The organism is Paraburkholderia sp. BR10937, from assembly GCF_040965695.1.
GTDB lineage: Bacteria > Pseudomonadota > Gammaproteobacteria > Burkholderiales > Burkholderiaceae > Paraburkholderia.
Genome location: NZ_JBFRCL010000009.1, coordinates 34,570 through 49,600, shown reverse-complemented (window position 1 = coordinate 49,600; position 15,031 = coordinate 34,570). Strand labels below are relative to the sequence as shown.

General features: G+C 67.5%; 13 protein-coding genes. 6 read left to right on the top strand and 7 right to left on the bottom strand.

Features of this window, described 5'->3' with window-relative positions; all coding sequences use genetic code 11:
• Position 1: 1 nt before the first annotated feature.
• The 3 genes from AB4Y44_RS09820 to AB4Y44_RS09810 all read right to left on the bottom strand — a co-directional run bounded on the left by AB4Y44_RS09820 (position 2) and on the right by AB4Y44_RS09810 (position 4,417).
• Positions 2-1,318, bottom strand: a complete 1,317-nt coding sequence (locus AB4Y44_RS09820; RefSeq protein WP_368699360.1) for an MFS transporter — start codon at positions 1,316-1,318, stop codon at positions 2-4.
• Between the two features lie 67 nt (positions 1,319-1,385).
• Positions 1,386-2,618, bottom strand: coding sequence for a CaiB/BaiF CoA transferase family protein (locus AB4Y44_RS09815; RefSeq protein ID WP_368699359.1), 1,233 nt, complete (start codon positions 2,616-2,618; stop codon positions 1,386-1,388).
• The gene (locus tag AB4Y44_RS09810; protein ID WP_368699358.1) at positions 2,615-4,417 is read right to left on the bottom strand and encodes an acyl-CoA dehydrogenase family protein; all 1,803 of its coding nucleotides are present in this window, start codon (positions 4,415-4,417) and stop codon (positions 2,615-2,617) included. Before AB4Y44_RS09810 ends, AB4Y44_RS09815 begins: the two co-directional genes overlap by 4 nt.
• Positions 4,418-4,548: 131 nt before the next feature.
• Here AB4Y44_RS09810 and AB4Y44_RS09805 point away from each other — a divergent pair, with 131 nt between their 5' ends.
• From AB4Y44_RS09805 to AB4Y44_RS09795, 3 genes are all read left to right on the top strand, one after another.
• Positions 4,549-5,451, top strand: coding sequence for a LysR family transcriptional regulator (locus AB4Y44_RS09805; protein ID WP_342922529.1), 903 nt, complete (start codon positions 4,549-4,551; stop codon positions 5,449-5,451).
• 222 nt (positions 5,452-5,673) lie between these two features.
• Complete coding sequence (locus AB4Y44_RS09800; RefSeq protein ID WP_368699357.1) at positions 5,674-5,871, top strand: hypothetical protein; 198 nt, start codon at positions 5,674-5,676, stop codon at positions 5,869-5,871.
• A gap of 65 nt (positions 5,872-5,936) precedes the next feature.
• Complete coding sequence (locus tag AB4Y44_RS09795) at positions 5,937-6,221, top strand: hypothetical protein (protein WP_368699356.1); 285 nt, start codon at positions 5,937-5,939, stop codon at positions 6,219-6,221.
• Positions 6,222-6,257: 36 nt separating this feature from the next.
• Here AB4Y44_RS09795 and AB4Y44_RS09790 read toward each other — a convergent pair whose 3' ends face one another.
• On the bottom strand, positions 6,258-8,810 hold the full coding sequence (locus AB4Y44_RS09790; protein ID WP_368699355.1) for an adenosylcobalamin-dependent ribonucleoside-diphosphate reductase: 2,553 nt from the start codon (positions 8,808-8,810) through the stop codon (positions 6,258-6,260).
• 235 nt (positions 8,811-9,045) lie between these two features.
• Between AB4Y44_RS09790 and AB4Y44_RS09785 the strand changes: the two genes are divergently transcribed.
• On the top strand, positions 9,046-9,537 hold the full coding sequence (locus AB4Y44_RS09785) for a thioesterase family protein (protein WP_368699354.1): 492 nt from the start codon (positions 9,046-9,048) through the stop codon (positions 9,535-9,537).
• 23 nt (positions 9,538-9,560) lie between these two features.
• Here AB4Y44_RS09785 and AB4Y44_RS09780 read toward each other — a convergent pair whose 3' ends face one another.
• Positions 9,561-9,860: a DUF3331 domain-containing protein gene (locus AB4Y44_RS09780; protein WP_069266348.1), complete on the bottom strand. Its 300-nt coding sequence runs from the start codon at positions 9,858-9,860 to the stop codon at positions 9,561-9,563.
• Positions 9,861-10,244: 384 nt separating this feature from the next.
• On the opposite strand from AB4Y44_RS09780, the gene AB4Y44_RS09775 reads away from it, so the two are divergent.
• On the top strand, positions 10,245-11,312 hold the full coding sequence (locus AB4Y44_RS09775) for an AI-2E family transporter (RefSeq protein WP_342922534.1): 1,068 nt from the start codon (positions 10,245-10,247) through the stop codon (positions 11,310-11,312).
• 46 nt (positions 11,313-11,358) lie between these two features.
• Here the strand turns inward: AB4Y44_RS09775 and AB4Y44_RS09770 are convergent, their stop codons facing one another.
• Positions 11,359-12,213, bottom strand: coding sequence for an alpha/beta hydrolase (locus AB4Y44_RS09770; RefSeq protein ID WP_368699353.1), 855 nt, complete (start codon positions 12,211-12,213; stop codon positions 11,359-11,361).
• Positions 12,214-12,339: 126 nt separating this feature from the next.
• Complete coding sequence (locus tag AB4Y44_RS09765; RefSeq protein ID WP_368699352.1) at positions 12,340-13,437, bottom strand: OpgC domain-containing protein; 1,098 nt, start codon at positions 13,435-13,437, stop codon at positions 12,340-12,342.
• A gap of 726 nt (positions 13,438-14,163) precedes the next feature.
• Here AB4Y44_RS09765 and AB4Y44_RS09760 point away from each other — a divergent pair.
• Complete coding sequence (locus tag AB4Y44_RS09760) at positions 14,164-15,024, top strand: peptidoglycan DD-metalloendopeptidase family protein (protein WP_368699351.1); 861 nt, start codon at positions 14,164-14,166, stop codon at positions 15,022-15,024.
• Positions 15,025-15,031 lie beyond the last annotated feature (7 nt).

The following is a 15,031-nucleotide window of genomic DNA, read 5'->3' as shown; positions in this document are numbered from 1 at the left end:
GTTAGTCCTGCAACGCGAGCGCCACATCGCCTTGCGTGGCCGACGACTGCTTGCGCTGCAGCACCGCGATACACACGAGCGAAATGGCCGCAAGCGCGCTGTAGAACAGCGCCAGCGGCCACCACTGACCCGGATAGTCATGCGCGAGCAGCGTTCCGACGAGCGGCGTGAGGCCGCCCGCGAGCGCCGCGCAACATTGGTAGGAGATCGAAATAGCCGAGTAGCGCACGCGCACCGGGAACGCATTCGTCATGAAGCCCGCCATCACCGCGTACGAGCTGCACATGCACATCACCGTAATCGCAATGCCGACCACGATGGCGACCGGCCGGCCGGTGGAGACGAGCACGAACATCGGGTAAGGCGAAATCATGGCCAGCGCGGCGGCCAGCACGAGGAAGCGCCCGGCGCCCACGCGCTGGGCAAACCAGCCGGAAAAGAGCTGCGTAAAGAGCTGGATGAACGCGACGACGAACAGGCAGTCGAGAATCAGCCCGCGGTCGAGCCCGAGCGTTTGCGCCGTGTAATTGAGCATGAAGGTGTTGACGAACCACGCGCCCGCCACGCCGATCACATTCGCACCGAGGCACAGCAGCACGGCGCGCCACGAGTCGCGCAGCACTTCCACGATCGGCATCGCGGCGGTGCGGCGCTGCGTCTTGATCGCTTCGAATTCCGGCGACTCGCCCACGCCCGAGCGGATCAGCAGGCCCACCACGAGCAGCACCGCGCTCGCGATGAACGGCAAGCGCCAGCCCCAGGCAAAGAGCGCATCCTTGTCGAGATGCGCGACGCTGCGAAACGCCAGCAGCGCGAGAATCAGGCCGGCCGGGCTGCCGAGTTGCGCAAACGAGGCGAGAAACGTGCGCTTTTCCTTGGGCGCATGCTCGCCCGCCATCAGCACAGCACCGCCCCATTCGCCGCCGATCGCAATGCCTTGCGCCACGCGCAACAGCACGAGGAGCGCCGGGGCGAGCGCGCCGGCGCTCGCATAGGTCGGCAAGAAGCCGATGCCCACAGTGCCGACGCCCATGATCGACAGTGTCGCGACGAGCGCCTTCTTGCGACCGATACGGTCGCCCAGATGCCCGAACACGAGCCCGCCGAAGGGGCGCGCGAAAAAGCCCACGGCGAAGGTGCCGAACGAGGCCAGCGTGCTGTAGAACGGCTCGTGGGAGGGAAAGAACAGCTTGCCGAAGATGAGCGCCGAAGCGGTGGCGTAGATATAAAAGTCGTACCACTCGATGGTGGTGCCGACAAAAGCGGCGAGCGAAGCGCGAGCGGGCTGGCGCGCGGGGGTGGTGCCGGGGCGGGTCATGCATGTCTCCTTGATCGGGGTGAGCCGGCTTGGGCCGGTCTGTATTCCGTTAGGGTGGGATGGAACGCTAGGCGCTTGCCGTCGTTTCGGGCTCCTTGACAATGCCGGATTCGAAGAGCCGTTGCTGCATATCGGCGTCGATGCCTAGCGCGTCCATCACGGCGCGCGTGTCGGCGCCGAGCGCGGGCGGGCGCGTGCGATAGGTCGGCGGCGTGCGCGAGAGCTTCACGGGCGCACCCGTGCCACGATAGCCATCCATCTCGACGATCATGCGGCGGTGCTGCGTGTGCGGATGCGCGGCCACCGCGTCGACGGTCTGGACGGGGCCGCACGGCACACCGGCCCGGATCAGGTCGCGCGCGAGCGGCTCGCAGTCGTGCGCGGCAAGCCGCGCTTCGAGCGCCGCCTTGAGTTCCGGCCGATGCGCGCAGCGGCTGCGGTTGTCGGCGAAGCGCGGGTCGTCGGCGAGATCGGGCACGCCCAGGTGCGCGCAGAGTTTTGCGAACTGGCGGTCGTTGCCCACCGCGAGGAAGATGGGCGCGCTGCCCGTTGCGTAGCTGTCGTACGGCGCGATGTTCGGGTGCGCGTTGCCGCTGCGCTGCGGCGTGCGGCCATTGCCGAAATAATTCGGCAAATGCGGGTGCAGGAGCGACACGCCGCAATCGTAAAGCGCGATATCCACCGACTGCCCGAGGCCGCTCTTTTCGCGCTCGGCCAGTGCGAGCAGAATGCCGGCGAGCGCGTTGAGACCCGTGACCATGTCCACGATCGGCAGGCCGACGCGCAGCGCGGGGCCGTCGTGCTCACCGTTCACGCTCATCAGGCCCGTCATCGCCTGAATCGCGGCGTCGTAGCCGGGCAGGCCGCCGAGCGGGCCGTCCGGGCCGAAGCCCGAAATCGCGCAGTGAATGAGGCGAGGAAAACGGGGACGCAGATCGCGCTCGTAGTCCATGCCCCAGCGCGCGAGCGTGCCCGGCTTAAAGTTCTCGACCAGCACGTCCGCGCCTTCGAGCAGCTGCCACAGGATCGCGCGACCTTCTTCGCGCGAAAGATCGACGGCGATGCCCTGCTTGTTGCGGTTCACGCCGACGTAGTACGACGCCGTATCGCCGACAAACGGTGGGCCCCAGCCGCGCGTTTCGTCGCCGTCGGGCGGTTCGAGCTTGATGACTTCGGCGCCGTGATCGGCGAGCGCCTGGGTGCAGTACGGACCGCCGAGCACGCGGCTCAGATCGATCACGCGCAGTCCATGCAGCGCGCCGTTCACTGGGTTTGCTGCGGATTCCTGATTCGTATTCATCGCGCGTCGCCCCGGTGTGCCGGAATCAGTTGCATGGCTTGCTCGAGCGTCAGCGCTCGTTCGTCCACCAGCGCACGCAGCGTTGCGGCGTTTTCGTCGCGTTCGTCGAGCGCGAGCGGGTCGCGCGGCAGCAGCTTGTGGCGCACGAGCAGATGCGCGAAGGCGAGGCGCCGGTAATCAGGCGCGTCGCGCGAAATCTGCGCGGCTTCGCAGGCCATGAGGGCCGCCGTCGTGGCGTGGTAGAGCGCGCTCGCGGCCTGGCGCACCGATTCGTCGCGGCCGCATTCGGCCACGCTCACGAGCGCCGCGCCCGCGCGGTCGAACACGTCGCGCAGGAGCGCGGTACTTGCTTCGGGCAGGCCGCTTTGCGCAAGCTCCGCGTGCACGTGCTGGGTGAGCGCCTCGAGCGCGCCTTCGCGTTTCGCTGCACGCGCGACGTCGAGCGCGACGATATTGCTCGTGCCTTCCCAGATCGAGCCGAGATGCGCGTCGCGCACGAGGCGCGGGTCGCTCCACTCCTCGATATAGCCCACGCCGCCGCGCACTTCCATGGCGTCGCCGGTGACGCGGCGCGCGTCGCGGCAGGCGCGGAACTTGATGAGCGGCGTGAGAATGCGCACGCACTTCGCCGCGAGTGCGTCGCCGGCATCGGCGCGCGCGAGCAGCGTGGCGATGCGTATGAACATCGAGCGCGCCTGCTCGGCGGGCAGCATCATCTTGAGCAGTTGACGCTGCATCAGTGGCATTTCGATGAGCTTGCGGGCGAACGCTTCGCGGTTGCGCGCGACGTGCAGCGCCTCGGTCACGGCGCGGCGCATGAGGCCCGCCGCGCGCACGCCGTTCGACAGCCTCGACATGTTGATCATGTCCGCCATCTGATGAAAGCCGCGGCCCACCTCGCCGATCAGGTACGCCTGCGCGCCTTCCAGCACGATCTCGCCGCTCGCCATCGAGCGGCTGCCGAGCTTGTCCTTCAGGCGCACGATGCGATAGGCGTTGCGCGTGCCGTCGGGGAGCGTCTTCGGCAGCAGGAACAGCGCGAGGCCCTTGATGCCGGGCGGCGCATCGTCGGGGCGCGCGAGCACCATCGCGAGATCGGCGTCGGCGTTCGAGCAAAACCACTTGTCGCCGTAAAGACGCCACACGTCCTCCCCATTCGCGTCGCGCTCACGCGTGGCGCGCGTGGCGATACGCGCCACGTCCGAACCCGCTGCCTGCTCCGTCATGAACATCGCGCCCTGGAAGAGCGTGTCGAAGTTCTGCGAGGCGAGCATCGGCAAATAGCGCGCAACGAGTTCTGGCGAGCCGAAGCGGCGCAACGTGCGCGTGAGCGAGTCGGTCATGCTCACCGGGCAGCACAGGCCGAATTCGGCCTGCACGAACAAAAAGGTGAGCGCGTATTTGACGAGCGGCGCGGGCGCGTTCTCGCGATGGCTCATGGCCGCGAGCCCAAGTTCCGCGTAGGCGACGCGTTCGAGTGCCACGTAGTCGGGATGCTTGTCGATGCGCTGGATCGCTTCGCCGCTGCGCGTGCGTTGTTCGAGCGTGGGCGGGTGCTTGTCGGCGACGAGCGCGAACGCGTCGAGTTCGTCGGAGGCGCGCTGACCGAGCGCGACGAGGCGCGCTTCGAGCGCGCCGAATGCGGCAGCGCCGAGATAGCTGCGCAAAAGGGGCGCGAAACCGGGGTCGCTGGTGTAGAAGTTGATGCCGCGGCTATCGGGGATGTTGGCCGAACCGCTTGCCGGGGCAGTCTGCGGGGCCTGTGCGGCCCGGGTGGCGAAGGCGGGGCGATCGCTCATCGTGTGCTGTCTCCGTGCTGTTTTGCTCTGCGATTCGGCGTAGCTTAGGTGCGGCTTCGATAACGGTCCAATACAACCGATCTCATGTACGATAAGCGCCATCTATCGATAACACGCCGAAGGAGGCCGCCATGGAACTCAAGCAACTGCGCTATTTCGTGGCGGTAGCCGAAGAGCTGCACTTCGGGCGCGCGGCGCGCCGGCTCTTCATTTCGCAGCCGGCGTTGAGCTTCGACATCCGCAAGTTCGAGGAGCAGCTAGGCGTGCAACTGCTCGAACGCACCAACAAGGCCGTCGCGCTGACCAACGCGGGCAACGTGCTGCTCGAAGAGGCGCGGCGGCTGCTGGAGCAGGCCGACGAAGTGCGGCGCATCGCTGCGCGCTCCGCGCACGGGCTGGCGGGGCGGCTGCGCATCGGCTTCGTCAATTCGATGTTGTATCGCGGGCTGCCGGAGGCGGTGCGGCGTTTCGAGGCCGATCATCCCGCCGTGGAAGTGGTGCTGCGCGAGATGAACACGGCCGAGCAGGTGCAGGCGCTGCAGCGCCTGCAGATCGATCTCGGCTTTGCGCATTGGGGGCGCTTTCCGGCCGAGGTGCAATCGGAGCTGCTGTTTGCCGAGCCGTTTCTCTGCTGTCTGCCGGAAGGGCACAAGCTCGCGCGCAGGCGTCGTATCGAACTGGGCACGCTCGCGCGCGAACCGTTCATCCTGTTCCCGCGCTCGGTGTCGCCGCATTATCACGACCAGATCATCGCGACCTGCGTGGAGGCCGGATTCAGCCCGCAGATTCGCCACGAAGCGCGGCTCTGGCAGACCGTCGTGACGATGGTGGAGTTCGGCATGGGCGTCGCGCTCGTACCCGCCGCGCTCGGGGCGGCAGGCGGCGGGCGCGTGGTATTTCGCCAATTGACTAGTAATCCTTATGAATCGCAGGTGCTAAGGCTCGTGCGCAGTGGCGAGGCGAATGCGTTGGCGCAGGGGTTTGCGGGCTACCTTGGGGCTGCGAGGAACGTTCTGCCCCTGACAAAGTCGTAAGCCAGGCAACGACTTAGCTGGGCAAATCTCATGCCTTCTTGCTCTTTTCGAAGGATTCGGCAGCAGGAATCCTGGTGGCCCGGACCGGCAGCGGCCGTCCGTAAAGACGGATTTACGAACACGTGGCCGTTGTGTACTTTTCGGTCATCCGGGGCCTATGCTCATACACGCCTCATTCAAGCGTTTCTCGGCCAGGCCTCATCAAAATTCCAGGAGACATCAGTGCTGAGCCCTCACGAATTTGCGACGCTCATGTTGGTCAAGTCATCGCCTGACCAGATCGAAATGGACCGCGAGGACCTCGACACGCTGCTCGAGCAACAGCTCGTGGCACTCGGGAGCCTGGCCACGGGTGTGCCCCGTCCGCGTGTGACGGAGGAAGGCGAATCCCTGCTGCAGGCCATGACGCGAAAACGTTGACCGGCGCACGGTCGACGCGCCTTGTCGTGACGCTTCCGGCATGACAAGGCTATCACGCGAACTCGGTGAGTACTCTGCAGGAGCTGGAACGCGCCATCGAGAATCAGCAGCCCGCCGCGGTGATCATCTACCCGGAGCAGGTGGCGTGGCGCGCCCCATTGTTCGTCGAGGAAGTGGCCAGCGTCGCGCCGCTGGTGCCGGTCCTCATGCTGGTATGCGGCAGGCCGGCATCGATCACAGGGCCGTCTGCCTGCTCGGGTGTCCACAATATCGACACGGTCCACGAGTCGGTCGCGAGGCTGGACCAGGTGACGGCAAGCGGGCACATCACCGAAAGCTTGCAGTCATAGCGCTTCCTCAGCGCTTTCTCGAGCGTGTCGCCGCCCTCAACCGCAAGTCCCGATCTCACCGCACGCCGTGCAGAAGTCGCAGCCGTCCTTGCGGATCACCGCGTTCGCCCCGCACGACCCGCACTTGCGGCCGAGCATCGCGTGAGCAAACGCGTGCTGGGTATCGGCGGGCAGCGCGTTGTCGCCGTCGAGCACCTGGTCGCCGGGCTGTTCCGCGCCGGCCCGCGCGTTGCCGGTGAATTGCGCGGCCAGTGCACCGTCACGCCGCTGCGCGAGCAGCCGTGACGGCACTTGCCGTCCCTCGGCATCGAGAAAGCCGCGCCGATGCAGGATCTGCTGGATCGCGTAGGCGATGGCCGCGACCTCGGAGTCGTGCCACAGCGGAATGCGCCGGCCGTCCAGACGCTGCGTCTCGCCATAGCGCACCTGGCCGCGATCCCACGACACCTTGCGCAAGTCCTGCAGATTGCGCGCGACGAAGCCGCCGCGCGCCGCGAGCGAGAGCGAACGCATGGTTGCCGTGATCCATTGCTGCTGCTCGTCGCGCTGGCCCACGGGAATGAAAAATTCGATAGGCCGCTCGATCGTCACCGCTTCGCCGCCCACCTGGCCCGTCACTTCGAGAAACGACACCGCCACGTAGAGCGACACCTTGCCCGTCTGCGTGATGTATTCGATCTTCTCGATCACGGCGGGCAGCTCGCCCTTCGGCCGATGGTCGATCGCCACGCGCAGCGGGTCGAGCAGGGCGTCGCCGAGCGCGTCGTCGGCCGTTGCCGCCGTCTCGGGAGGCAGCGTTTGCAGCACCGCGCCGAGCGTCTCGTTCGGGCGGTAGGTCGCGAGTCCCTTGAGGCCGCGCCGCCATGCGTCGAGATAGAGGTTTTCGAAGTCCTCGAACGGATAGTCGGCGGGCACATTGACGGTCTTCGAGATCGACGTGTCGACGTACGGCTGCACGGCCGCCATCATCGCCACGTGTTCCTGTGCGCTCATTTCCAGCGCGCTCACGAAGTACGCCGGCAGTGCGCTCACGTCGCCGCCCAGTTCGCGGAACACACGCCACGCGTGGTCTTCGACGTTGAACGTTTCGCGGCTGCCGTCGGCCATCCGGCGCGTGCGCTGGTAGGTCCACGAGAACGCGGGCTCGATGCCGTTCGACACATTGTCGGCGAACGCGAGGCTCACCGTGCCCGTCGGCGCGATGGAAAGCAGATGGCTGTTGCGGATGCCGTGCGCGCGGATCTCGGCCTTGAGGTCGTCGGGCAGGCGTGAGGCGAAGGTGCCTTCTTCGAGGTACGTCCTCGCGTCGAAGAGCGGAAACGCGCCGCGCTCGCGCGCGAGTTCGACGGAAGCGCGATAGGCGGCGTCGCGCATGGTGCGCCCCACGCGCGCGCCGAATTCGCAGCCTTCGGGCGAGTTGTAGCGGATGCCGAGCATCACGAGCGTGTCGCCGAGTCCCGTGAAGCCCACGCCGATACGCCGCTTGGCCGCCGCCTCCGCCTGCTGCTCGGGCAGCGGCCAGAGCGTCGCGTCGAGTACGTCGTCGAGAAAGCGCACCTGGGTGCCCGTGCGAACGGCGAGTTGATTCCAGTCGAAATCCGCCTTGCCGCCGCGCATCTGCGCGAACGGGTCGATTACGAAACGGGTGAGGTCGAGCGGTCCGAGGTTGCAGCAACCGTACGCGGGCAACGGCTGCTCGCCGCACGGGTTGGTCGCGCGGATCGTTTCGAGCGCGCGCAGGTTGTTGTCCTCGTTCATGCGCGAGATGAACACCACGCCCGGCTCGGCCACGTCGTAGGTCGAGCGCATGATCGCGTCCCACAGCGCGCGGGCGCGCGTCTCGGCGTAGACCCACAGGCCGTCGTCGCGGCGCTGCAGGTCGCCCGACGCGCGCAGCGCGGGCGAGGGCTCGGCGCGATGCACGAGTTGCCAGGGCGCGTCGTTTTCCACGGCGCGCATGAATTCGTCGGTCACCGCGACCGAGACGTTGAAGTTGTTCCAGCGCCCTTTCGAATGCTTGGCCTCGATGAATTCCGGCAGGTCGGGGTGATCGCAGTCGAGCACGGCCATCTGCGCGCCGCGCCGCGCGCCCGCGCTTTCCACGGTGCGGCACGAGGCGTCGAACACGTCGATGTAGCTGCATGGCCCCGATGCGCTCGATCCCGTCGAATGCACGAACGCGCCGCGCGGCCGGATCGCCGAAAAGTTGTAGCCCACGCCGCCGCCGCGCCGCATGGTCTCGGCGGCCTGGAGCAGCGCGACGTAGATGCCGGGGCGGCCTTCGGCGTCCAAGCCCTGGATGCTGTCGCCGACCGGCTGCACGAAGCAGTTGATCAGCGTGGCCTCGATGCCGGCGCCCGCCGCACTCATGATCCGCCCCGCGCCTAGCGCGCCGTTGCGCAGATTGTCGACGAAACGCGCCTCGACCTCGGCGCGCAGCGCAGGCGGCTCGACCTGCGCGACGCCGCGCGCGACGCGGCGGTAGACGTCGTCGGCGGTCTGCTCGTCGCCTTTGGCGTACTTCTCGAGCATCACGTCGAGCGAGAACTGCTGCGGGGGAAACGGAAGCGGGGGCGTGTTTTCTGCCATGGCCGGGCCTCGCGAAGCGCCGCGCGGGAGGCGGCGGTTGAAGGGCGTTGGAAGGGCGGCGGTTGCGCCGCGACCGTTCAACCTTACCCCAGCGGCGCGCGGCGTGCACGGCGGCACGAGCACGCATGCGGCGGCGCCGGAGCCTGCCGGCGTCGCGGCGCACGAGGCGGGTCTGCGGTTACACTGCTCCCGCCTGCACGCGGGCACCGAATGGGGAGACGGAAGGGGAGACTGGATGACGAACGAAACGGCGCCCGTGGTCTACCGCGACACGGTGCGCGCGGAGTGGGTCGATTACAACGGCCATCTGCGCGACGCGTTCTACATGCTGATCTACAGCTACGCGACCGACGCGCTGCTCGACGCCATCGGGCTCGACGCGGCTGCGCGCGAGGCGCGCGGGCGGTCGATGTACACGCTGGAGGCGCACCTGAACTATCTCCGCGAGATCAAGGAGGGCGCGCCGGTGCGCGTCGACGTCCGGGTCATCGAGCACGACGCGAAACGCGTGCGCCTGTATCTGGAGATGTTCGCGGGCGATCTTGACGATGCGCTCGCCTCGCCCGTCTCGGCGAGCGAGCAGTTGCTCTTGCATGTGGACCGCTCGGGCCCGCGCGCGGCGGGCTTCGACGCCGATGTGCTCGCGCGCGTCGCGGCGTTGTGCGCCGCGTCGGCGGACTTCGCGCCGCGCCATGCCGCGCGGGCTATCTCGCTCGCGCCTCGTTGAGGCCGCGGACGACGTCGCCGCGCTTACTTCGGCAGTTCTGCGCCGATGAGGGCGCCGAACACTTCGGCGGCGATCATGACGGAGGCGTTGAGCGGCGCGGGACGTTCGGCCGGCTTGAACACGGCGTCGCCGCGGCGGATCTTGCGGCGCGACACGGCGCAGGTGCCCGAAGAATGCGCCGAGCGGCGGCGCCAGCGCTGTTCGCCATAATGGCAGCGACCGGGTTCGACCCAGCGGATCACCAGCGCCGTATCCGTCTGCTCGAGTATTTCGATGCGCTCACCGTTGGCTCCGTCAAGCGAGAGGCACGCTTTTTTCTTCATTGTCGGCTCCGTAAGTGTGGTGCCGCGAATGTAGTCCTGCGCGCTGACAAGTGCCATTCTGTCGCCGTTGAAACACCATTCCATTATCAGCAACAATCGCCCTGCGACACGTTGCGATTCACGAAGGAATGGGGGTTTGCGGCGGATTGGGGGTCGACATCTCGAATTTGTGCAACGCACTGTTGTACGTGGCGCGACATCGAGTGGCCTGAAAACGGGCGCCTGGAGGGCGTTCCAGGGTGGGGACGGAACGGCTGGCGCGGATTGGGATCTGAGAAAGACTGGCCCGGCTGGATTGGTTTGCTGCACCGCGCTGGCTGGTTGCACCGCACCTGCGCAGCTACGAAACCCGGGCCCCTGTTTTTTGAATTTTCACGAGGTTACATGATTCATCGTCCGCCTGCTCCGAACTCCGCAAACGAGCAGAAAATCCAGCGCGCCGCCTCCGCGGTGCTGTACGCCACGCTCGTCCTGCTGGCGCTGTGGATCGTGCGCGAGTTCGTGCCCGCCGTGGCTTGGGCGAGCGTCTTTGCCATCGTCCTGTGGCCCACCTATCAGGCGATCGAGCGCCGCGCCTGGTTCAAGGGCCGCAAGACGCTGATCGCCACGCTGCTCACGGCCGCGATCGGCCTGCTCGTGCTCCTGCCGATCGCCGTCACGGCCATTCAGGCCGGCGGCGAGGCTCACGAGCTTTACCTCTGGCTGCGCGCCGCCCAAGAGAACGGCGTGCCGGTGCCCGACTTCGTTGCGCATCTGCCGGTCGGCAGCCGCCAGGTGAGCGACTGGTGGCAGGCCAATTTCGCCCAGCCGCTCAAGGCGTCCCCGGCGATGAAGAGCCTGCACGGCGACGCCATCGCCACGTTCGGCCGCCACTTCGGTGCGCGCGCCGCCCACGCGACGATGACGTTCGGCTTCATGCTCGTCACGCTGTTCGTGATCTTCCGCGCGGGCCCGCGTCTCTCGGCGACGGTGATGCGCGGTGCGCGCCGTGCCTTCGGCGCCGACGGCGCGCAGCTCCTGCAGCGCATGGCCGCCGCCGTGCGCGCCACGGTGACGGGGCTCGTGGTCGTGGGGCTGGGCGAGGGCGTGCTGCTGGCCGCCGCCTATATCGCGACCGGCGTGCCACATGCGGCGCTGCTCGGCACCGTCACCGCCATCGCGGCCATGCTGCCGTTTTGCGCGCCCATCGTGTTCTGCGGCGCGGCGCTGTGGCTCGTCATCCAGGGCTCGCTGATCGCGGCGGCTGCGCTCGCGGTATGGGGGTTCGTGGTGGTGTTCGTCGCCGAGCACTTCGTGCGGCCCGTGCTGATCGGCAATTCCACGCGTTTGCCGTTTCTGCTCGTGCTGTTCGGCATTCTGGGTGGGGCGACGACCTTCGGGCTGATCGGCATCTTCATCGGCCCGGCGCTCATGACCGTGCTGATGGTGCTTTGGGTGAACTGGGCGGAGTGACGCCCAGTTACGCCCGGTTCGCGGCGAGGCGCGGCACGCGCCTCGCTCAGCGGAAGCACCCGAGCGTGTACTTGAGCGCGGCCGGCAGCAGTTCGCGCCACACGGGCCACACGTGGCCGCCATCGACGATGCGCAGCGCCGCCGTATTGCCCGCCTCGCGCAGCCGCGTGTAGAGCAGTGACGACTCGGCCTGGATCACGAGGTCGTCGTCGCCGGCCGCGATGAAGAACGGCACGCGCCGGGGCTGCGCGAAATACGGCTTCCAGAGCGCCGGATAGTTGAGCGTGCGCCAGATCTGCGCATCGAACTGATGATCGCCGAACACGCCCACGTGACGCGCCGCCGAACTGGGCGGCGGGTCGCCCGCGTAGACCGCCGGGGAAAGCAGCAGCGCGCCGCAGAACATGTCGGGGTGCTCCAGCGTATAGCGCAGCGCGCCGAACCCGCCCATCGAGACACCGCCGATCGCGCGGCCGTCGCGCGTGTCGTCCACCGCGAAGTGCGACTCGATCTCGGGCAGCAGATCCTGGAAGAACGCCGTCTCCATCCGCTCCTTGCGGTCGACGTACCAGTCGGTACCGCCTTGCGGCATCACGATCACCACGGGCGGGATTTCGTGATGGGCGATCAGCGTGTCGGCGGTGGTCTGGAGCTGGCCATGCGTGACCCAGTCCATGGGCTCGCCGTTGTTGCCATGCAGGAGATAGAGCACCGGGTAGCGGCCCTGGTCGGCGCGATAGCCGTTCGGCAGGTACACCACGTAGGGCCACTCGCGGTTGAGCGCCTCGGCGTGGAACGTGCGGACCACGATCGTGCTCGCCGCGGCAGGGGCCGCAGGCGTGACGAACGCCGCGCAGGAGAGAGCGAGCGGGAGCAGCGCGGTGCGAAGGAGTCTGCGCATGGCAGGGACATCGAGGGCGGTGGCGCGCCGGCGGCGCGGGGTCATCATGCTAGCAGCCGCTCGCGCGCGCCGGAAGCCGTGACCGGCGTGCCGGCGCGCGGTGCGTGGCCTGCGAGCCGCGTCGTTTCAGGCGGAAGCTTTGGCGCGCGAAGGCAGCAGCCGCTTGAGCGGGTCGGACGCACGCGCGACGAGCAGCAATGTGGTGATCGCGACGGCGTCGGCGCAGAGGCCGAGCGGCACGTTCAGGTAGCCGTCGGTGTACCAGTAGAGCACCGAGTCGACCGTGAGCGAAATCACGGCGCCGGCCACGAACGAGAGCATCCCCTTGCGGCCGACGAGGCCCACCCAGGGCAGCGCATGCGCCACGCGCTTCGCCCAGCCGAGGCGGATGACATGCGCCGTGAGCCACGCGATGCCAAGGAAGTTGAGCGCGCGAAACCAGGCGAGGTTGCGCTTGAAGTCGCCGTCGAGCGCGACGTTGCCGAGCTGCAGGCGATAGATCGCGGCGCCCGCCACGACGGCGAGTGCGGCGAGGGTCGCGAGCGTGCCGAGACGGTGCGCGCTCACGCGCTGGAACACGGGTTGCGCCTGCGCGATCACGCCGAGCACGAACATCAGCTGCCAGCCGAACGGGTTGAAGTCCCATTGCACGTCTTCGACGTGCGGCAACCACGGCGCCAGGTGCGGCGCGACGCCCCACAGCGCGAGGCTCACGGCGAGCAGCAGCCACGGCCGCGTGCGCGCGAGCGGCAAGGCGAGCGGGGCGGCGAGGGCGAACCAGGCGTACATCGGCAGCACGCCGGCCAGATACGGCTGGCGGCGCAGCAGCACGATGTCGCGCAGCGCGGCGGCAGGCGCGAGCGTGAGGTCGTCGAGATCGGTGGTGGCGAGGTTGGGCGCATCGACGTTGCAGGCCACGAGAATCGCGGTGACGAGCAGCATCAACAGCGCCGTCACGACGAACGCGCGGTAGATCTCGAACGCGCGCTTGATGAAGCGCTGCCGCGCCGCGGCCTCGGTGCGGCGTGCGCACAGCGTGGCCCACGCGGTGGCCGTGGCGAAGCCGCCGAGGAACACGAACACCTCGGCCGCGTCGCACAGCGCGTAGGCGTGCAGCGTGACGCGCGAGACGATGCTGCCGCCAATGTGATCGACGACGATGATGAGCAGGACGAGGCCGCGGAAGAAATCGAGTTCGACTAGACGGTTGGATGACTTTGGCATGTTGGGGCAGCGGGCCGGGCCGGTATGGGGCGCTTGAAGCAGCCGGTGATGCGAAACGGGCCGGGCGGGCAGATGCTGGGAGTACCTGGCTGGAAAAATCGGGAAATCGGGAAATCGGGAAATCGGGAAATCGGGCGAGGTTCGCGGGCGCCTGGCGCCGGGAACCGTGGCCACCGGGACGGCCGTACGACAAACGCAGGCAAAGACCTGAAGAATACGCGAGGGTTCCCGCCGCATACGGGTTTACGTTGACGCCGCCGATATTAGCGCAATTTCAAATGCCTTTCAGCGGGCGCCGCCAGTGCATCTTTCAAGTTTCCGGGGCATGTGCCGATAAGTCAGGGGAAGGGGCACGATCATGCCGGCGCGGCAAATGCCGCCCTGACGCGGGTTTGGGCAGTTTCTTCTGGCCCCTTGCCGATGCTTTTATCGGGCAAGAATTCGGCTAATTAACATTTGTTTCAAAGTGTTCTCCCTGGGCTGATTTCGTGGAGTTGCGCTTTACAATGCCGGATCGAATTTGAGATGGCACGCTCGTTCGTTAATGGGGCGATCGCGTGCGTTGAATGTTTATGGTTCGAGATGCAGTCGGTTTAGACGCAGATCGAAGCAGCCCGGCGCAGGCGAGCCGGCACGCCACGGGGGCGGGAGCGCGGCATACGCAGCAGACCGTCCCGGGCATCCACTCGCTGCATCGCGCGGCTGCAAGCACCGTAGGAGAGAGCAATGTTGAAAGACGATCGTATCGGCCAGCGCGGTCTCAAAGGGTTCTGGGCCGTGTTGGGGCTGGCAGCCCTGCTGGGCGGCTGCGCCGACATGAACCAGCAGCAACCGCAACAACAACCGCAGCCCGACACGGCGGCAGCGGCCCCGGCTTCCGACGCAGCGAGCGCCGACGCCAGCAGCTCACAACAGGCGGCGAGTGTGCCCGTCACGCGCGTCGTCACGAAAACGACCTACGTGCGCGTGCGCCGCGGCGACACGCTGCCGCGCATCGCGCAAAAGCACGGTGTGTCGGTCAAGGATCTGGCCGCCTGGAATCACCTGAAGCCGAACGGTCACCTGCGCGCAGGCCAGTCGATCAAGCTGGTTTCGAAGCAGACGATCACCGTCCAGGTGGCCGCGCCGCAAGCTGGCGGCGCAACGGCGAACGCCAACGCGAACGCAGCCGGAAACCGCCAGGTCGCCGCCGAAGTGGCGCGCCACGCGAACAGCGTCGCGCTCGTGTGGCCGGCGCATGGCCGTGTGGTCGAACCGTTCGCGCCGGGCACGACGCGCGGCATCGAGATCGCGGGCAAGGCCGGCGACCCCGTGATCGCTGCCGCCGACGGCAAGGTCATGTACGCGGGCACGGGCCTGAACGAATACGGCAGCCTGATCATCGTCCAGCACAACAAGGATTTCCTCACGGCTTACTCGCACAACCGCCGTCTGCTCGTGAAGACCGGCGACACGGTGCATCAGGGCCAGCAGATCGCCGAGATGGGCAGCGAGAACAACGACCGCGTGGCGGTGCTGTTCGAGGTGCGCCGCGATGGCAAGCCGGTCGACCCGATGCCGTATTTGCCTTCTTCTCCGCAGGGGTGAGCGCGGC